This window comes from Priestia sp. JSM ZJ58, from assembly GCF_044383985.1.
Lineage (GTDB): Bacteria > Bacillota > Bacilli > Bacillales > Bacillaceae_H > Priestia > Priestia zanthoxyli.
Genome location: NZ_JBISEM010000002.1, coordinates 96,444 through 115,490, shown reverse-complemented (window position 1 = coordinate 115,490; position 19,047 = coordinate 96,444). Strand labels below are relative to the sequence as shown.

The 19,047-nt window shown below is 39.7% G+C and carries 20 protein-coding genes and 1 other RNA gene; 13 read left to right on the top strand and 8 right to left on the bottom strand.

What is annotated here, in order from left to right; genetic code table 11:
- Window positions 1-121: 121 nt before the first annotated feature.
- The 5 genes from secG to ssrA all read left to right on the top strand — a co-directional run bounded on the left by secG (window position 122) and on the right by ssrA (window position 4,853).
- Entirely contained in the window at window positions 122-355 is a 234-nt protein-coding gene (gene secG, locus ACH6EI_RS21990; RefSeq protein ID WP_014457843.1) for a preprotein translocase subunit SecG, read from the top strand.
- Between the two features lie 268 nt (window positions 356-623).
- Window positions 624-1,364, top strand: coding sequence for an alpha/beta hydrolase (locus tag ACH6EI_RS21985; RefSeq protein ID WP_028412056.1), 741 nt, complete (start codon window positions 624-626; stop codon window positions 1,362-1,364).
- Between the two features lie 38 nt (window positions 1,365-1,402).
- Complete coding sequence (rnr, locus tag ACH6EI_RS21980; RefSeq protein ID WP_028412057.1) at window positions 1,403-3,745, top strand: ribonuclease R; 2,343 nt, start codon at window positions 1,403-1,405, stop codon at window positions 3,743-3,745.
- Window positions 3,746-3,886: 141 nt separating this feature from the next.
- Window positions 3,887-4,354, top strand: a complete 468-nt coding sequence (gene smpB / locus ACH6EI_RS21975) for an SsrA-binding protein SmpB (protein WP_013059694.1) — start codon at window positions 3,887-3,889, stop codon at window positions 4,352-4,354.
- Between the two features lie 137 nt (window positions 4,355-4,491).
- Window positions 4,492-4,853: a transfer-messenger RNA gene (ssrA, locus tag ACH6EI_RS21970) on the top strand.
- A 154-nt stretch (window positions 4,854-5,007) separates the two neighbouring features.
- On the opposite strand, the gene modB is transcribed toward ssrA, so the two are convergent.
- The 4 genes from modB to fdhF form a co-directional block, all read right to left on the bottom strand.
- Window positions 5,008-5,664, bottom strand: a complete 657-nt coding sequence (gene modB / locus ACH6EI_RS21965) for a molybdate ABC transporter permease subunit (protein WP_034264255.1) — start codon at window positions 5,662-5,664, stop codon at window positions 5,008-5,010.
- 7 nt (window positions 5,665-5,671) lie between these two features.
- Window positions 5,672-6,469, bottom strand: a complete 798-nt coding sequence (gene modA / locus ACH6EI_RS21960) for a molybdate ABC transporter substrate-binding protein (RefSeq protein ID WP_033580425.1) — start codon at window positions 6,467-6,469, stop codon at window positions 5,672-5,674.
- A gap of 125 nt (window positions 6,470-6,594) precedes the next feature.
- On the bottom strand, window positions 6,595-7,074 hold the full coding sequence (locus ACH6EI_RS21955) for a helical membrane plugin domain-containing protein (protein ID WP_028412060.1): 480 nt from the start codon (window positions 7,072-7,074) through the stop codon (window positions 6,595-6,597).
- An 11-nt stretch (window positions 7,075-7,085) separates the two neighbouring features.
- Entirely contained in the window at window positions 7,086-10,025 is a 2,940-nt protein-coding gene (gene fdhF, locus ACH6EI_RS21950; RefSeq protein WP_028412061.1) for a formate dehydrogenase subunit alpha, read from the bottom strand.
- 366 nt (window positions 10,026-10,391) lie between these two features.
- Here fdhF and ACH6EI_RS21945 point away from each other — a divergent pair, with 366 nt between their 5' ends.
- From ACH6EI_RS21945 to moaA, 3 genes are read left to right on the top strand one after another with little or no spacing between them, the layout of a single operon-like run.
- Window positions 10,392-10,736: a Na-translocating system protein MpsC family protein gene (locus tag ACH6EI_RS21945; protein WP_013059689.1), complete on the top strand. Its 345-nt coding sequence runs from the start codon at window positions 10,392-10,394 to the stop codon at window positions 10,734-10,736.
- Between the two features lie 15 nt (window positions 10,737-10,751).
- Window positions 10,752-11,549, top strand: a complete 798-nt coding sequence (fdhD, locus tag ACH6EI_RS21940) for a formate dehydrogenase accessory sulfurtransferase FdhD (protein WP_033580428.1) — start codon at window positions 10,752-10,754, stop codon at window positions 11,547-11,549.
- Between the two features lie 44 nt (window positions 11,550-11,593).
- Window positions 11,594-12,610 (top strand): GTP 3',8-cyclase MoaA, encoded by a 1,017-nt coding sequence (gene moaA / locus ACH6EI_RS21935; protein ID WP_028412063.1) that lies wholly within the window; start codon window positions 11,594-11,596, stop codon window positions 12,608-12,610.
- Between the two features lie 13 nt (window positions 12,611-12,623).
- On the opposite strand, the gene mobA is transcribed toward moaA, so the two are convergent.
- Window positions 12,624-13,193 (bottom strand): molybdenum cofactor guanylyltransferase, encoded by a 570-nt coding sequence (mobA, locus tag ACH6EI_RS21930; protein WP_028412064.1) that lies wholly within the window; start codon window positions 13,191-13,193, stop codon window positions 12,624-12,626.
- 161 nt (window positions 13,194-13,354) lie between these two features.
- On the opposite strand from mobA, the gene ACH6EI_RS21925 reads away from it, so the two are divergent.
- The 5 genes from ACH6EI_RS21925 to moaD are packed head-to-tail and all read left to right on the top strand — an operon-like array spanning window position 13,355 to window position 16,865.
- A complete protein-coding gene (locus tag ACH6EI_RS21925) occupies window positions 13,355-14,371 on the top strand; it encodes a molybdopterin-synthase adenylyltransferase MoeB (RefSeq protein WP_028412065.1) in 1,017 nt (338 codons plus the stop codon).
- Between the two features lie 16 nt (window positions 14,372-14,387).
- On the top strand, window positions 14,388-15,653 hold the full coding sequence (locus tag ACH6EI_RS21920) for a molybdopterin molybdotransferase MoeA (protein WP_394530498.1): 1,266 nt from the start codon (window positions 14,388-14,390) through the stop codon (window positions 15,651-15,653).
- Window positions 15,641-16,168: a molybdopterin-guanine dinucleotide biosynthesis protein B gene (mobB, locus tag ACH6EI_RS21915; RefSeq protein WP_108674343.1), complete on the top strand. Its 528-nt coding sequence runs from the start codon at window positions 15,641-15,643 to the stop codon at window positions 16,166-16,168. The genes ACH6EI_RS21920 and mobB overlap by 13 nt, the downstream gene beginning before the upstream one ends.
- Entirely contained in the window at window positions 16,165-16,629 is a 465-nt protein-coding gene (locus ACH6EI_RS21910; RefSeq protein WP_025752620.1) for a molybdenum cofactor biosynthesis protein MoaE, read from the top strand. Before mobB ends, ACH6EI_RS21910 begins: the two co-directional genes overlap by 4 nt.
- 2 nt (window positions 16,630-16,631) lie before the next feature.
- Entirely contained in the window at window positions 16,632-16,865 is a 234-nt protein-coding gene (gene moaD / locus ACH6EI_RS21905) for a molybdopterin converting factor subunit 1 (RefSeq protein WP_028412068.1), read from the top strand.
- Window positions 16,866-16,897: 32 nt separating this feature from the next.
- On the opposite strand, the gene ACH6EI_RS21900 is transcribed toward moaD, so the two are convergent.
- The 3 genes from ACH6EI_RS21900 to ACH6EI_RS21890 all read right to left on the bottom strand — a co-directional run bounded on the left by ACH6EI_RS21900 (window position 16,898) and on the right by ACH6EI_RS21890 (window position 19,020).
- Complete coding sequence (locus ACH6EI_RS21900; protein ID WP_013059680.1) at window positions 16,898-17,539, bottom strand: nitroreductase family protein; 642 nt, start codon at window positions 17,537-17,539, stop codon at window positions 16,898-16,900.
- Window positions 17,540-17,566: 27 nt separating this feature from the next.
- The gene (locus tag ACH6EI_RS21895; protein ID WP_016765850.1) at window positions 17,567-18,004 is read right to left on the bottom strand and encodes a MarR family winged helix-turn-helix transcriptional regulator; all 438 of its coding nucleotides are present in this window, start codon (window positions 18,002-18,004) and stop codon (window positions 17,567-17,569) included.
- Window positions 18,005-18,393: 389 nt separating this feature from the next.
- On the bottom strand, window positions 18,394-19,020 hold the full coding sequence (locus ACH6EI_RS21890) for an undecaprenyl-diphosphatase (protein WP_098627034.1): 627 nt from the start codon (window positions 19,018-19,020) through the stop codon (window positions 18,394-18,396).
- Between the last annotated feature and the right edge of the window lie 27 nt (window positions 19,021-19,047).

Genomic DNA, 19,047 nt, shown 5'->3' with positions numbered 1-19,047 from the left:
GGGTTTTTTATGATAAATTAACCTTAGCGTAGTGCGCGTACTTTATCCCCGGTAATGCCAATCAGAAGGGATGAAGAAACCCCGCTGATTGACTATTACTTGGTGTAGGAGGTGTGTCTTAGTGCATACATTGCTGATTACTTTGCTAGTGATTGTTTCAATTGCATTGATTGTTGTGGTCGTTTTACAATCAAGCAAAACTACTGGATTATCTGGAGCTATTTCCGGTGGAGCTGAAACGTTATTTGGAAAACAAAAAGCACGTGGAATTGACTTAGTTTTACACCGTTTGACAGTAGTGTTATCTATCTTATTCTTTGCGTTAACACTTGCTGTATCTTATTTCAAACTTTAATATGTTACTGGATAGACTGCCACCTAATGCATACGTACTTGGTGTATACCAACTTATGTATTAGGTGGCTTTTTTAATGGGCGTGTTGAATACTTTAATTTCATTTTTAAGTAATGATATAATATAGCTTTAGAAAAAAGTACTAAATATAGTATAAAAGCGTAAAAGTTGACGGACACATCTCTTGTTATGTGATGACCGTCACATAAATACATGTTTTTTTCTATTATGACTGCAGATATTATAACTAAAAGGAGTTAAATGATATATGAAAATTGCACAACCAAAGCCATTTACGTTTGAAGGCGGCGAAAAGGCTGTTTTATTACTTCACGGTTTTACCGGAAATTCTGCTGATGTTCGTATGTTAGGTCGTTTTTTAGAGAAAAAAGGATACACATGCCACGCACCTCACTATAAAGGACACGGTGTAGCGCCTGAAGAGCTTGTTCATACTGGTCCAAAAGATTGGTGGAAAGATGTCATGGAAGGCTATGAGTTTTTGAAAAGTAAAGGCCATGAAAGTATTGCCGCTGTAGGTCTTTCACTAGGTGGCGTATTTTCACTGAAATTAGGTTACACTGTACCTATAAAGGGTATTGTGCCTATGTGCGCGCCTATGTATATAAAGAGTGAAGAAGTCATGTATGAAGGTGTTTTAGCGTATGCACGCGAATATAAAAAGCGTGAAGGTAAATCGTCTGAACAGATTGAACAAGAAATGGAAGAGTTCAAACAAACACCAATGAACACGTTAAAGTCTTTACAGGAATTAATCGCTGAAGTGCGAAATTCAGTTGATATGATTTATGCACCGACATTTGTCGTACAAGGTCGTCATGATCATATGATTAATACAGACAGCGCCAATATTATTTATAATAGCGTCGAGTCTCCTACAAAAGATATAAAGTGGTACGAAGAATCTGGTCATACCATTACCTTTGATAAAGAGCGAGATCAGCTTCACGAGGATGTATATGCATTTTTGGAATCACTTGATTGGTAATAGAGATAATACGAATAAGGAAAAAGGAGGGACATGATGTGAAAGAAGAAAATCAGCCCTATATGAATGAAATATTGGATTTTATGAAAAGGGATAATTACAAACCTTTGACTGTCCAAGAGCTTGCAAAAGAATTTAATACGGAGGATGCAGAGTCATTTAAAGAGTTTGTTAAGGCACTTGTTATTATGGAAGAGAAGGGTTTAATTATCCGAGCAAGAAATGACCGCTACGGGCTGCCGGAACAAATGAATTTTGTCAAAGGGAAAGTAAGCGGACATGCAAAAGGGTTTGCGTTCGTAGTTCCTGAAGAAAAAGATGCGGGTGATGTATTTATTCCCCCTACTGAAACAAACAATGCTATGCACGGAGATATTGTGCTTGCAAGAGTGTTATCAGAATCATCAGGTGCTCGTCGTGAAGGAACCATTGTAAAAATCTTAGAACGAGGTACCCAGCAAATTGTAGGTACGTATACGCAAAGCAAGAATTTCGGCTTTGTGATTGCGGATGACAAAAAAATTGCAGGTGATATCTTTATTCCCAAAGCAGCAAGAAACGGTGCAGTTGAAGGCCATAAAGTAGTAGTAGAGCTCACAACCTATCCGGAAGGCCGCATGAATGCAGAAGGAAAAGTTGTTCAAATTCTTGGACATAAAAACGATCCGGGGATCGATATCATTTCTGTTATCCATAAGCACGGTCTTCCTCAAGAATTTCCTGCTGACGCTTTAACGCAAGCAATTGATACACCTGAGACGATTGATGAAAAAGATATCGGTAACCGTCGCGATCTTCGGGATCAAGTTATTGTAACCATTGACGGAGCAGATGCAAAAGATTTGGATGACGCTGTAACGGTTACAGAGCTTGAAAACGGAAACTACAAATTAGGTGTTCATATTGCAGATGTAAGTCACTACGTTAAAGAAGGTTCTCCGATTGATGTAGAAGCAGCAGAGCGCGGAACAAGCGTCTATTTAGTAGACCGAGTTATTCCGATGATTCCTCACCGTTTATCTAACGGAATCTGCTCATTAAATCCAAAAGTTAACCGTTTTACACTTTCTTGTGAGATGGAAATTAATCCACAAGGTGAAGTAGTAAAACATGAGATTTTTGAAAGTGTCATCAAAACGACAGAACGAATGACGTATTCAGATGTGAACAAAATCTTAGTGGATAAAGATGAAGAAGTGTTAGAACGCTACGAGCCAATCGTTCCGATGTTTGAGCGTATGGAAAAGCTGGCAGCTATTCTTCGTAAAAAGAGAATGGATCGCGGTGCCATTGATTTTGATTTCAAAGAAGCAAAAGTATTGGTAGATGATGATGGACACCCTCACGATGTTATTTTGCGTGAACGTTCAGTTGCTGAAAAGCTAATCGAAGAATTTATGCTGGCGGCGAATGAAACAGTAGCAGAACATTTTCACTGGATGAACGTACCGTTTATTTATCGTATTCATGAAGATCCAGATGCAGAGAAGCTTACTCGTTTCTTAGAGTTTATTACAAACTTTGGTTATACAGTGAAAGGGACAGGCAACGATATTCATCCGCGTGCGCTGCAAGATATTTTAGAAGAAGTAAAGGGTACGCCTGAAGAGATGGTTATTTCAACTGTTATGCTTCGTTCGATGAAACAAGCGAAATATGAAGCAGAAAGTTTAGGCCACTTTGGTTTATCAGCTGAATTCTATACGCATTTTACGTCTCCAATCCGTCGTTATCCGGATTTAATCGTTCATCGTCTCATTCGTACGTATTTAATTGAAGGAAAAACAGATCAGCAAACGCAAGAAAAATGGCGCGAGCTTCTGCCTGATGTTGCTGAGCATTCTTCTAATATGGAACGTCGTTCAGTTGACGCTGAGCGAGAAACGGACGATATGAAAAAAGCTGAGTTTATGGCTGATAAAGTTGGGGAAGTATTCAATGGTATTATTAGCTCTGTTACAAACTTTGGGATGTTCGTGGAGCTGGAAAATACGATTGAAGGGTTAGTTCATGTTAGTGACTTAACGGATGACTATTATCGTTACGACGAACGTCATTATGCGATGATTGGAGAAAGAACGGGCAACGTCTTCCGAATTGGAGACGAAATTGAAGTGAAAGTTGCCGATGTGAATAAAGACGAGCGTTCAGTGGACTTTGTTATTGTGGGAATGAAAGAAGGCCGCAAACGCTTATCTAAAGATCGTCCTAAAGTGATTAAGGCAAAACAAAAGTCACGCAAAGATGATAAAGGAAAAGGTCGAGAGGGCAGCCGAAGCAAAAATGAAGAGTGGTCTACTCAAAAACCAAAGAAGAAAAAGAAAAAAAGATTCTTCGAAGGCGCTCCAAACGTTAAGCGCAAAAAGAAAAAGCGCAAATAATCGACAGCAGTGAAGCAGAAGGATAGACCTTCTGCTTCAAAACAGCTCTATTAAACGTTTTAGTTGTTGTTTAGATTTCCATACAGTAAAATGATAATATCATACATATACGTAAGTACGGCTGAAGGGAAGGAACGTTTTATGCCAAAAGGTGAAGGGAAATTAATTGCACAAAACAAAAAAGCCCGCCACGACTTTTTTATTGAAGAAACATATGAGACGGGTATTGTTCTACAAGGAACGGAAATTAAATCAATTCGTAATGGTCGTGTGAATTTAAAGGACTCTTTTGCTCGTGTGCAAAACGGAGAAGTATTTTTACACAATATGCACGTTAGTCCTTATGAACAAGGAAATCGATACAATCATGAGCCACTTCGTACACGAAAGCTATTGCTACATAAACGCGAAATCAGCAAGCTAATTGGCTATTCAAAAGAAACAGGTTATTCACTAGTTCCGTTAAAAGTGTATTTGAAAAATGGATACGCAAAGGTTTTACTAGGGCTTGGTAAGGGTAAAAAGAAATATGATAAGCGTGAAGACTTAAAGCGTAAAGAAGCCAAGCGTGATATCGAACGAGCATTTCGTGATCGTCAAAAGATGTAAAATTACAAAATCTTACAATTGCAAAATGCTCATTTTGTGATATAATAAATATTGTTATCAGTTAGATTTCATTTTGCACACTGAAGTCGCTATCTGATGTAAGAATTTTTCTTACACATTCCGACTCCCTTTTATATGGGGACGTTACGGATTCGACAGGGATAGTTCGAGCTTAGGTTGCGAGTCGAGGAGATGGCCTCGTTAAAACATCAACGCCAATAATAACTGGCAAATCTAACAATAACTTCGCTTTAGCTGCATAATAGTAGCTTAGCGGTTCCTCCCTCCATCGCCCATGTGGTAGGGTAAGGGACTCACTTTAAGTGGGCTACGCCGGAGTTCGCCGTCTGAGGACGAAGGAAGAGAATAATCAGACTAGCGACTGGGACGCCTGTTGGTAGGCAGAACAGCTCGCGAATGATCAATATGCCAACTACACTCGTAGACGCTTAAGTGGCGATATTTCTGGACGTGGGTTCGACTCCCACCGTCTCCACCAAATACATATTTTTGGTGGCTTACCTTACTTATAACAGGAGCTAATCAAATGTATGATCTGCATTTGATTAGCTCCTTTTTAATTTATGATGTATGTAAAATTGAAAAAGCGGTACAAAAGTAAAAGGATGCCTCTTACACAAAGAGGCATCCTTTTACTTTTGTTTAAGCTGAACAAAAAGCAGCATAAGAAAGGAAAGAAAGACGATCGAGATAACCCATAGCCAAGCGAGATTCATGTTTCCAGAGTCAATCGCGACGTAGATAGCGGTAGGAACAGTTTGAGTTTCACCTGGAATATTGCCAGCAAACATCAAAGTGGCTCCAAATTCTCCGAGTGCTCTTGCCAGACTTAACACACCTCCTGTTACGATAGCTTTAGAAGCTAAAGGAATGGAAATAAAGAAAAAGACTTTCCATTCGCTTGCACCATCTACTCGAGCTGCGTCTTCAATTTCATGATCAACGCCTTGGAAGCCCGTTTTGGCAGATTGATACATAAGGGGAAACGCAACGACAACGGATGCAATAACAGCTGCCCACCACGTAAAAATAACGGGTTGTTGAAAGACCCATTCAATTGCTCGGCCGAGTAGGCTGTGTTTTCCGAATATGACAATCAATAAAAACCCAACAACGGACGGAGGCAGGACCAATGGTAGCATCAACACCGTTTCAACCATCACTTTTCCCTTAAAGTGTTTCCTTGATAACAGTTTTCCTATAACAGTGCCTAGAATAATCACGACAAATCCCGCTACTAATGCAATTTTAAGCGATAGCTGAAGAGGAGATAAAAACTCTTGAATCATAGCAATCTCAATTCGCAGTGAAACCGTATTTTTTAAACGTGTTAAGAGCCGTCTTACTTTGTAAAAATTGATAAAAATCCTTTGCTTCTTGTGGATGTTTCGAATCCTTAATAACGCCTACAGGATATACAATTGGTTTGTGAGTGCTATGATCTGCAGTGGCGACAATCTTCACTTTTTTTGAAATCAACGCATCGGTTTTATAAACAACTCCAGCTTCAACGTTTCCTGTCTCCACATAGGAAAGCACCTGGCGTACGTCTTTTGCATAGACGGTTTTAGGCTCAATGTTTGTCCACAGATTCATGTGTTCAAAAGTCTCTTTTGCATACTGTCCGGCAGGAACGGATTCCGGTATGCCAAGTGAAATTTTTTGAACAGCAGGCTTTGATAGATCTTCAAAATTTTTGATGGCAGCCGAATTATTCTTTGGGACGATAAGCACAAGATCGTTGCCAACCAAGTCAGTTCCATTTTCTTTAGAAATAACTCCTGACTTTACCAGTGCATCAAACTTATCTTCCGCTGCTGAAAAAAACAAATCAGCCGGTGCGCCGTTTTCGATTTGCTGTTGCAGCGAGCCTGAAGCCCCAAAATTAAATTTTAAGTCGACATTCGGATGCTTTGTTTCATATTGCTTTTGAATATCGGTAAGCGCATCTTTTAAGCTGGCTGCAGCGGATATCGTTAAGCTGACGTTTTGGTGCTGAGCCGCTGATTGACTCGTATTTGTTCCGTTCGAACAAGCAGCAGTAAACATAATTAAAAATAATAGTGCGAATAAGGGTTTAAAGTATTGTTGCATCGTGTCACCTCAATTAGTTTTAGTAGAGCAATTTAGTATAACTATATCACGTTCACTTAGAAAGGGACTTCCTAAAAAGAAAACAGCGACTTGAAAGGGAAAAAACTTTCAAGTCGCTGTCTTATTTACTCTTCCAACGCTTTGCCCATTCCTTTTAAAAAGTGAAGTCCAAATCCAATTGCACGATTAACATCTGGATCATTTAGCGCTTTTATAAGAGCTAACGCACTTACTTTTTTTCCTGTTTTTACATATTCATTTGCTTCGTTCATACCAGCTGTTGCACTGTTCACAAGTTTAGCGGTTACCTCTGGGTCTGCCTTCATCAAACCGCTGCTTGCACCCATAAGGGTATTAATTAAATTGGTTACGGGTTCTCTAGAAATTTGATGAAGCGCAATTTTTGAGATTTTTTCTTTTGCTTGAATCATTGAATCAGCAGCTTCAAGAACACCCATGTCGTTAAGTTCTCCGACAATACCGAGAATACGATTCAGCGCTTCTTCATTATCTGCCAGCAGGGAAGTCAAGTCTTCTAATTTTTGCTGTTTTTTTTCTTCCTCGCTTGGAAGAGGCTTTTTAATTTCTGTAATAGGTTGTGCCATCTTTTCTCCTCCTATTTACTTGTTAAATGGACGTAGCCAGGACGATTCCATTTACGCTGAACCTCGACCCCATTTTGAGGATGACGTTTTTTGTTACGCGGATTTGTAGACGGTAAAGGCGTTTTTCCACCTTTGCTTAATACTTCCATCCGTACTTTTGTTTGTTTGTAAGCCGGCGTATTTGTTCGTTGGTCTACTGCAGGCCCCGTCAAGAAGTTAATAGCCGAATCTTTATGAACGGAGTGCATCGGAAGATACAGCTCATTTGCTTTTACTCGCTCTGTAATTAATGCCTGTACTTTTACTGCTCCAAACGGTGAGATTAATCTGACAAGCGAACCGTCTTCAATTTCACGCTCCTTGGCAAGCTGAGGTGAAATTTCTACAAATACTTCCGGTACCTTTGATTGAATACCGCTCGATTTATTGGTCATATTCCCTTCATGAAAATGTTCTAACATTCGTCCGTTATTAATGTGCAAATCATATTCCTCTGGAAATTCAGCAGGAAGAACCCAATCTGATAAAGCAAAGCGCGCTTTTTTATCTGGGAAATTAAACCCATCGACGTAAAGTAAAGGCGTGCTTTTCCCCTCTAAGCTCCCCCATAAGAAGCTATCCCAGCCTTCAAGGTTTTCGTAGCTGGCTTGGCTGAACAGAGGTGATAGACTAGCCATTTCTGAAAAGATGTCACCAGGGTGTGTATACGTCCAATTTGCACCTAAGCGGTTTGCAATCTCTTGAACAATCCACCAATCCGGCTTCGAATCACCAAGCGTTGGCAATGCTTGATACAATCTTTGTACGCGTCGCTCCGTATTGGTAAACGTTCCGTCTTTTTCAAGAGAAGGAACAGCAGGGAGTACAACATCAGCATATTGAGCCGTTCTTGAAAGGAAAATGTCTTGGACAACAAAAAAATCTAGATTTGATAATATTTCGTGTACGTGATTAGCGTTCGAATCGACAAGAGCCATATCTTCTCCTACAAGGTACATAGCTTTCATTTTTCCTTCATCAATTGAATGAAGCATTTGGATATTATCAAGACCCGGCTTGTCTTTAATTTTCACGCCGTATGCTTTTTCAAATTTTTCTCGAGCGACTGAGTCCGTGACGTGCTGATAACCTGGAAGCCAAGCGGGAAGAGTTCCCATATCGCATGCGCCTTGCACGTTATTGTGGCCTCGGAGTGGATAAGCGCCTGCACCAGGGCGTCGATAGTTTCCAGTAGCAAGCAACAGGTTTGAGATAGCCGCTGATGTATCAGAGCCTCCTGTATTTTGCGTCACGCCCATACCCCACAGCACACAGGTTCCATCGGCGTCTCGAATCATTTCAGCTATTTGAATGAGTGTTGCTGCTGAAATACCCGTAATTTGTTCAGCATATTCAAGCGTGTACTTTTCAAGCAAAGAGTTAAAGTCTTCAAAATAGTTGACGTTTTCTTGGATGAATTTTTCGTTGTGCCATCCTTGATCAATCATGTATTTTGTTACAGCCATTAGCCATACTTGGTCCGTACCTTGTTTTGGACTGATAAAAATGTCAGAGCGTTCAGCCATTTCGTTTTTGCGCAAATCTGCGACGATTAGTTTTTGGTCATGAAGCTTATGCGCGCGTTTGATACGAGTTGCTAATACAGGGTGACCTTCGGCAGGGTTAGCTCCAACGATGATAACCAGTCCAGCTTTTGCGATGTCTTTTATCGTGCCGGCATCGCCTCCCATTCCGACTGTTCGAAATAATCCATCGGTTGCAGGAGACTGACAGTAGCGAGAACAGTTGTCTACGTCATTTGTTTCAAACATTTGGCGAGCCAGCTTTTGAATAACATAGTTTTCTTCGTTTGTAATCTTAGAAGAAGAGATAAAACCAACGGATCCATGTCCGTACTGCTGATTGATAGAGTTTAACCTGCTTGCTACTAAATCGAGCGCTTCTTCCCATGACGACTCTACAAATGCGCCATTTTTTCGGATTAAAGGCTTAGTAATACGTTTTTCAGAGTTTACAAAATCCCAGCCGAATTTTCCTTTCACACAGGTTGAAATAGCGTTTGCGGGAGCATCTGAGCTAGGTTGAACTTTAAGGATTTCGCGGCCTTTTGTCCACACTTCAAATGAACATCCAACTCCGCAAAATGTACAGACGGTTTTTGTTTTTTTCGTCCGAGTTTCACGCATAGCTGCTTCCACCTCTGAAACAGCAAAAATTCCGCTGTACCCTGGTTCCACTTCTTTAACTAAATCAATCATTGGATTCAAAACGCTTTTTGGAAGTCCGGTCATGAATCCAGCTTCTCCGAGCATAGATTTTTCCATTAAGGCATTACAAGGGCATACTGTTACACATTGACCGCAGCTCACACAAGAAGATTCATTGATTGCTACACCATCATCCCAGAGAACGCGGGGACGTTTCGCTTCCCAGTCGATAGAGAGCGTTTCATTAACTTGAAGATTTTGACAAACCTCTACACATTGTCCACAAGCAATGCATTGATTAGGGTCATAACGGTAAAATGGATGAGACATATCGACTTCATCCTCTGAGGCCTTTGGCGTATAGGGGTATTTTTGATGTTCAATCTCCATCATTTCGGCTGTATTATGTAATTTACAGTTTCCGTTGTTATTATCGCAAACGGTGCAGTATAGCAAATGATTTTCTAATAAGCGATCCATTGCTTCCGTCTGTGCCGCTTTTGCGGGTGCTGATTGTAATTCAATCTTCATGCCGTTTTCAGCTTTTGTAGAACAAGAACGAACTAACTCGCCATTCATTTCAACAATACATGTGTCACAAGTTTGAATAGGGTCTACTTCAGGCACATAACAAATCTGAGGATGCTCGATGTTTTGCTGGTTAATAATTTCGAGTATGGTAGAACCTGAAGCTGCCTTATATTCGTTGCCATTTATATGAACAGTGATGATTTCACGACTCATTTGTTTTCCTCCTTTATATAAAACAAAAAACCACCATGAATACACATGCCTAATTAAATAAGGGAAGTGCAATCATGGTGGAATAGTTTACTAGCAGGTCTTACTAATATGCCAATCCGGCCCATTTATATCGTTAAGAAAAAGTGATAGAGTAATAACAATTCATTATTATTATTATTCCATCTCGGTTATTTATAATTATATCGCTACGTTTTTAAATGCACAACTTTTTTAAATACCCAACTCTCTTCAAAAGTTTTGCTGCAAAGATTTTAGGCTTTTATTTTTTGAAGTGTTGATTTATGATAAAAAAACTGTAGGAATAAAATGCACAATTTAATTTTAATCGGTGGGAGAGCGTTGATTATGTCAAAAACAATTCATGAATTTAATGATATTATTCGGAAGCTTCGAAAAGATTTATTTGGAAAAGGACCGGAAAGAATACATACGGTTTTTGTTGAAAATATGGCTGTCTCAACACTGTATGGAAATTTAACTCCGACAGAAACATTTATTGCAAGCACTTCTGAAGGGTGTGACATGGTTCATTTAGCTCGAACAAAAATGATTCAAGATGTATATGCATCGAATCCGCCGGAAGGGCTAGAAGAATTGGTAGGAGCAAAGCTGGTTAATTTATTTTCAGATATGAAAATAAAAGAAAATATAGCGGTTTCCGTATTTGTTTTTGATAAAAACATTATTTAAAAAAGGAGACATCACATGAATTCGACCGTTAAGAAGCGTACAGTTCTTAGATTTAAAAATGGTGAAATGGAAAGCGTGGAAGATAAAATTGTAACGGAGTTTCCTGTGACTGTGAAAATTAATGAAGAAGAGTTTGTCACGATGGTATGTAGCCCTCAATACATTGAAGATATGGTAATTGGCTATTTAGCATCTGAAGGGGTTATTCGAGAATACAAAGACATTAAAAACATATGGGTTCAAGAAAAAGAAGGGTATGTTCATGTTACAATAGATAAATTAAACCCGTATTTTCAAAACCTTCAAAATAAACGATATATCACGTCTTGCTGCGGGGCGAGCAGACAAGGGTTTGTCTTTATAAATGATGCGCTGACTGCTAAAAAAATGAATGATATATCGGTAGAACTTTCAATTAAGGATTGTTTTCAACTCATGAATAAGCTGCAGCAATCTGCTGCTACGTTTCAAGAAACGGGTGGCGTTCATAACGCTGCCATTTGTGATAAAAATGGTTTCATGCTTAGCAGAATGGACATTGGCAGGCATAATGCTCTAGATAAACTATATGGGTATTGCTTAAAACACCATATTTCAATTAGGGATAAAGTAGTCGTTTTCAGCGGCCGTATTTCTTCAGAAATTTTGTTGAAAGTAGCGAAGATCGGGTGTGAAGTGGTTCTTTCAAAATCCGCTCCGACTGAACTTGCTTTAAATCTAGCAGAAGAATTGAGAATTACAACGGTAGGGTTTATCCGAAGTGATTCGTTGAATATTTATACATGCCCGGAAAGAATTTTAAGAGAAAGTTAATCTGCTGTGGAGAAGCTGACAGCTAGAGAGGAGAGATGAGGCAGATGTCATACACTATAGTTGATACGTTAAAGCGCCCTTTACGAGACTTGCGTTTGTCCGTAACAGATCGCTGTAACTTTCGCTGTCGATATTGTATGCCTGAAGAAATTTTTGGGGCAGACTATCCATTTTTACCTGCCGAAAATATTCTTTCGTTTGATGAATTAGAGAGACTCACGAGATTATTCGCATCGCTAGGAGTAAAAAAAGTGCGTATAACGGGAGGAGAGCCACTGCTAAGAAAAGGCTTGCCAGATCTAATCAATCGTCTGAAGCAAATTGAGGGTATAGATGATATTGCCATAACAACAAACGGCTCACTGTTAAAGAAGCATGCAGAAGCCTTATCAAAAGCGGGATTATCAAGAGTAACCGTCAGCTTAGACTCGCTTGATGAAGTGAGATTTCAAGAGCTGAACGGAAATCGAGGAAGCGTCAAACGAGTGTTAGAAGGAATAGAGGCAGCAGCTCTTGCGGGGATTTCAGTCAAAATAAACATGGTTGTCCAAAAAGGCAAGAACGAGCAGGATATCCTTCCGATGGCCCAATATTTTAAAGGCAAAAAACATACGCTGCGCTTTATTGAATACATGGATGTTGGAAATTCAAACGGATGGAAAATGGATGAGGTTATAACAAAGAAACAAATTCTTGATATAGTTGGACAAGAAATGCCTCTTGAAGAAATTCCGCCTCATTACACGGGAGAAGTAGCTACCAGGTATCGGTATGTTGGGACAGAAGAGGAAATTGGTATCATTTCATCCGTGACAGATTCATTCTGTTCGACTTGTTCACGCGCAAGAGTATCGGCTGAAGGAAAGCTCTATACCTGCTTGTTTGCGTCAAAAGGGTACGACCTCCGGAAACTGATACGATCACAAGCATCTGATCATACTGTTTGTGACACCATTTCTGATATCTGGAATCATCGGAAAGATCGTTACTCAGATGAGCGGGCTAACGGAAGACAGGTCCAAGGCGCTGAGAAAGTGGAAATGTCTCATATTGGTGGATAATTCAAAAAAAGCCTTATAAATGCCAATCACTGCGATGATTCACATTTATAAAAGTAGGATCTTCTGCTGAAAAAGGCACGCGAAGGACGTTTGCCTGATTCAACAATCCTGTAAGCCTTCTTTCACCTTGTGTAACGAGTTGGTCAATAAGAGGAAGCGTTCTACGGTGATAGAGGGCTAGAAGCGGGTGCATGTGATTTGGCTGAACAGGAAGAACAATATCAGCTGAGTTCGCCTGAGTTAGGGTAATCATATTATGAACAAACTCAGCATTAACAAAAGGAATGTCACACGAAAGAATAAAGAACCATTCAGCACGGCAATCAATTGCAGTTAAAGCATGATGAATTGCATACAAAGGTCCTTGATACGGGCATTTTTCAACTGCAAATGAAACATCTTTTCTTTGAAAATAAGGAAGTAAATCTTGGTTGGTAGACACAAGTATAGGTGTGACGTGATTTTCTTTTAATGCATCTATACTATATTCGTAAAATGATTTCTTGTTATAGGTTTCAAACATTTTTGGTTGACCGTAGCGAGAAGATTTTCCTCCTGCTAATACAATGCCGGCAATGGACATTTATTAAATACCTCCATCAAAATATATTTGTATATTTATGCACATAAGCGTCCGTAAAGCAGCTTAGCTTTATGTGTATAATAGCATGTTTTTAAAGAAATATCTTTGACGAAGGAATAGATAGTGAGGTCATAGATTGAACGAGAAAGGGAGAGAAAAGAGTGACAGAACGTTATTCACGTCAGCAGCTTTTCCAGCCCATTGGAAACAAAGGGCAGCAGCAAATTAGAAGTAAGCATGTTTTAGTTGTAGGCGCAGGGGCTCTAGGCAGCGCTAGTGCAGAAGCCCTCGTGCGTGCTGGAATTGGAAAATTGACTCTTGTAGATCGTGATTATGTAGAATGGAGTAATCTGCAGCGTCAGCAGCTTTATACAGAACAAGATGCGCAAAACAAACTGCCTAAAGCTGTAGCAGCCAAAAATCGTTTGCGTCAAATAAACACAGAAGTGAAAATCGAAGCGCTGGTGATGGATGCTCAGCCTGCTAATTTAGAAAGTATCGTCCAAACAGCTGATTTGATTATCGATGCGACAGACAATTTCGACATTCGCTTTATTTTAAATGATTTGTCACATAAGTATGAAGTTCCTTGGATCTACGGCTCATGTGTAGGGAGTTATGGCACCACTTATACCGTTATCCCAAACGTAACCCCTTGTCTGCACTGCATATTGAAAAAAGTGCCTGTGGGAGGAGCGACGTGTGAGACAGCAGGAATTATCAGTCCAGCCGTTCAAATTGTGGCAGCCTATCAAATAACCGAAGCATTAAAAATTTTAGTGGGAGACGTTGAAGCTTTGCGACACACATTTCTAACTTTTGACGTCTGGAATAATCAGCACGCTGAATTTAAGACGGGTAAAATGAAAAGTTATGAATGTTCTTCTTGCGGATCGGCACGCACATATCCGTACTTAGCGTATGAAAATCAGCTTAAAACAGAAGTTCTTTGCGGCAGAGAGACGGTTCAGATCAGACCCTCGCAGCAGCATTTACACAACTTTGATGAATTGGAAAAGCGTTTAAAAAACCAAGGGAAAGTAGACCGCAACCCATATCTTCTGTCATGTCAGCTTCCAGAGCAGCGCTTTGTTATTTTTCAAGATGGCCGTGTATTTATTCATGGAACGAATGATATTCAATTTGCGAGAAGTTTATATTATCGTTTATTAGGATGAGTAAAGGAGTGAAAAAATGAGAGAAAAGCGAACTCCTATCCCTGTCGGAGAATGCGTTGGGCGAGTGATGCAGTATGTCAAAAGCGGAAAGCAAGAAATCATTGCGCTTGAAGAAGCTCACGGCAGATTTTTAGCAGAAGATTTAATGGCAGATCATGATGTGCCTGCTTTTAATCGTTCTCCATATGATGGTTTTGCTATTCGGTCACAAGATACGAAAAAAGCATCATCACTTCATCCAGTAGAACTGGATGTTCGAGGAGAGATAGGAGCGGGTTCTGTTTTTGAACATACAGTCAACGCGATGCAGGCTGTGCGTATTATGACAGGAGCTCCTATTCCAAAAGGCTGCGATGCGGTGGCAATGCTTGAAATAACAAAAGAATATACAAAAGACAACCAGCCCGTCGTTCAAATCAAGCGGTCGTTTAACAGCGGAGATAACATTTCGTTTCAAGGAGAAGAAACAAAAAAAGGCACTATGTTAGTTTCAAAAGGAACGTATATCACTCCGGGAGTAGCTGCTCTTTTAGCCACATTTGGTTATAGTAACGTAGCTGTCTTCAAAAAGCCTGTAGTTGGATTACTTGCAACGGGAAGTGAACTAGTGGAAGTACGTGATCCTGTTCAGCGAGGGAAAATTCGTAATAGCAATGCTCATATGCTTCGTGCCCAAATTGAAAAAGCTGGAGGAGAAGTAAACTATTTTGGTATTATGCCCGATGATTTAAGTCAGTGCTACAGCGCGGTAAAATCTGCGCTATCAGAAGTGGACATGCTGATTACAACGGGGGGCGTTTCAGTAGGAGATTATGATTATCTACCAGAGGTGTATAAGCAATTACAGGCCGAAGTTCTTTTTAATAAAATAGCGATGAGACCAGGCAGTGTCACAACAGTTGCACGTATGGAAGACAAGCTTTTATTTGGTCTATCGGGAAACCCTACGGCCTGCTACGTTGGTTTTGAACTGCTAGCTCGTCCGGTCATCAGTACATATGCGGGGAAAAGAACCCCTCACCTCCGGAAAGAAAAAGCTTTGTTAGGAAAAGACTTCTTAAAGCCAAATCCTTTTATGCGATTTGTATCTGGCAGGCTTTCATACAGGGAAGGACAGCTGATTGCTTCTCCATTAAGCTTTACAAAATCTAGTGCTGTTTCTTCTTTAGCTCATGCGGATACGTTAATTATATTTCCCGGAGGGACGAGAGGGTACAAAGAAGGAATGCTGGTTGACGTCTTATTGCTAGATGACGTGCAGGGAAGTGAATGGCCTTGGTAGCAAGTTGCACCGTTTTACAAGTAGTTGGATTTCAAAACAGCGGAAAAACTACTTTAGTGGAAAAGCTAATTAAAAAAGCGAAACAATTCGATCTACGTGTAGGTTCTATTAAGCACCATGGACACGGCGGACCTCCAGATAGCAGCAGTGAGCTAAAAGACAGTCATCGCCACCAGCAAGCAGGTGCCGATGTGGCAGGTGTAGAAGGAGGTGGGCTCCTTCAGCTTACGGCAAACAGTAAAGACTGGAGCCTAAAAAAGCTGATTGATTTTTATCAATTTTTCTCGCCAGATGTCATTTTTGTTGAAGGATATAAAAAAGAATCCTATCCAAAAGCAGTCTTGATTCGAAGTGAAGAAGATCTTGTTCTGCTTTCCTCTCTAACCAATATCATATGCGTGATTAGTCACATTCCGCTTAAAAACGAAGTGCAGCGAGCATATCCAATGTTTCACTTACAAGAAGACGAGCTTTATCTTAATTTTTTATTGAAAGAAGTGGGGGAAAGAAGATGAACCAGCACTTATTTGAAGTAGTAAATCAGCCAATTGCGGTAGATGAAATAATTAAAAAAGTTTCTAGAAGAGACGCGGGAGCTATTACGACATTTATTGGAACGGTAAGAGAATTTACAAAAGGCAAAAAGACGCTCTCTCTTGAATATCAAGCCTATGTGCCAATGGCAGTGAAAATGCTCAGCCAAATTGGTGACGAAATTCAGGAAAAGTGGCCGGATGCTTTGACAGCTATTACTCATCGAATCGGAAAGCTTGATATAACAGAAGTCGCAGTAGTTATTGCGGTTTCTTCTCCGCATCGCAAAACAGCTTATGAAGCAAATGAGTATGCTATTGAACGTATTAAGCAAATTGTGCCAATTTGGAAAAAGGAATTTTGGGAAGATGGAACAAAATGGATTGGCGATCAGTTAGAAACAAAAGAATATCCTGAAGGAAAGCCATTGAAGGAGATGTAAAAATGATTAACGTCTTATTTTTCGCTGCTATACGTGAAGAGGCTGGAGTGGAACAAGTAACAGTTGATAAGCAAGATATAACGGTGAAGGAATTAAAGGAATATGTGCAAAAAACATATAAGCTGTCCTCTCTGAATCAAACGATGACAGCAGTCAACGAAGAGTTTGTAACAGATGAAGAAATCATTGGAACGGGAGATACCGTTGCATTTATTCCACCCGTTAGTGGAGGATAAAAAAAGGTGCTGAATACACAGCACCTTTTTTATTATCTAAATTGAGCTACTTTTTCAATTGGTAAACGTACAGAAGGGTAACCGCTATTTGCTGCTTTGCCGATTGAAAGTAACATAACCGGTGCATAGCGTTCTTTGTCTAAACCGAATGCTTCGGCAATTTGATCTTTTTCATAACCGCCAATAGCATTCGTATCATAACCGTGAGCACGTGCAGCAAGCATTAACTGCATAGATACTAAACCGCCGTCAATTAATACCGTTTCTTTATTTAATTCTTCAGAAGCAGCTGCGTAGTGCGCTTTGATTTTAGGAATTTGCATATCTCTAATTTCTTGTGGCATATAGCCTAGTTCAACAGCTTTATCGTAAATTTCATCTAAATTTTCTTCGCTTTTTAAATCGCCGAATATCGCAATAACAGCTGCCGATGTTTCTACTTGTGATTGATTAAATTTAGCAAGCGGAGCTAGTGTTGCTTTTCCTTCAGGGCTATCAATTACTAGAAAGCGCCAAGGCTGTGCATTAACAGAAGATGGAGCTAGCGTCGCTTCTGTTAAAATTTCTTTCATTTCTTCACGGCTGATTTTGACAGATGGATCGTAATAACGAATAGATCTGCGCCCTGTAATAATATCTTGGAAATCATTGTTTAGTGTTTTTGTTTGTGTCATGATGAACTCTCCTTTATGTTAAAAATGTTATGACCGTTCAATGGCCGAAATGTTTACTTTTAAACGCTCAAGCATTTTGGAAAGCAGCAGCTGTTCTTCTTCGCTGAAATCTTTAAATGCTTCATCAATAAAGCGAGCTTTTTCGTTTCGAAATGCACCGATTTTTTCATGTCCGCTTTTCGTAAGCTTTACAAATGTTACGCGGTTGTCATCAGGATTTTTACGGCGTGATACAACATCTCTTTCTTCTAGCTGCTTTAAATGCCTTGTAATTGCAGCATTATCAATGTTTACTTGCTGTTGAAGCGCCTTTTGACTCATTTCACCTGTTTCATAAAGCTGATGTAAAATATCAAGACGTGATTGGCTAACACCGGTACAATGCTCAAACTTTTGATTAATTTGTTTATTAACTTCTTGCAGAGCATACAGAACATTTGCTTTTTTAGAACATGAATGTGACAAGAAAGTCGCTCCCTTTTTTCTATGATATTTATTGATGGATTAATATTTGATACATCAATGTTTGATACATCAACTAATATAAAATAAATAAAAGTGAAAGTCAAGAAAGTGAACAATCTTTTTTTATAAATAATAAAAAGAGATTGAGATATAACGAAATCAATGCAATCTAAAGACGAACAAATCGGATAAATGAGCCTGTATGGACCGCTTGTGACACGGCAGTTGATTTCCGTGCAAGACTTCGCTTTTCCCTCCAATCAACTGCCAGAAGGAACGAAACAGATAAAATCTACGTTCATCGTAACCAAAAAAACGAACCACTGATCAAACGGTTTGATTAGTGGTTCGTTTTTCACTTCAACTATACTATTTTTGTCTCAGCGTCTTTAAGCTGAATGATTTTTTTTACTAATTTGTTCATGCGTGTAAGGAGACAGAAACGGAATACGCTTGATAATCACATCGTGAATCCAGAATAATCGCTGGATAAGAGGCGCTGTTTTATCTGAAAGATAGATAACAAAGCAGCTGATAGCTCCCGCAATTACCATGCCTCCAAGTACATCTGCTGGATAGTGGACACCTACGTAAATGCGTGAAAGGCCCGAGATGACAGCCCATATAAAAATGACGCTTCTCCATTTGTTTTTTCGTAACCACATGATCCAAGCGGCAGAAAAGACTAAAATCGAATGATCACTCACAAAAGATGAATTAGCCGGGTGCGGAATCAGCTTATGAACGTGATGAGTCACAAACGGACGCGGGTGGTAATACACCAGGTGAATGACTTCATTGATACATAGAGAAAGTACAATTGTAAACAACATGTATAAAGCCGTATAACGGTGATAAATTGTTCTTTCTGTTTTTCCGCTAAACCAAAGCAAAAGCAAACAAGCCATTATAAAATAAGGAACGCTATTCGTAATGATAACCATGACAGAATCCATTGCGCTGGATTTACCAGCAAACGAGTTAATCCATTGAAATACTTCGTAATTGAGGTTCATTTGTTTTCTCCTTATGCAGTACTTTTC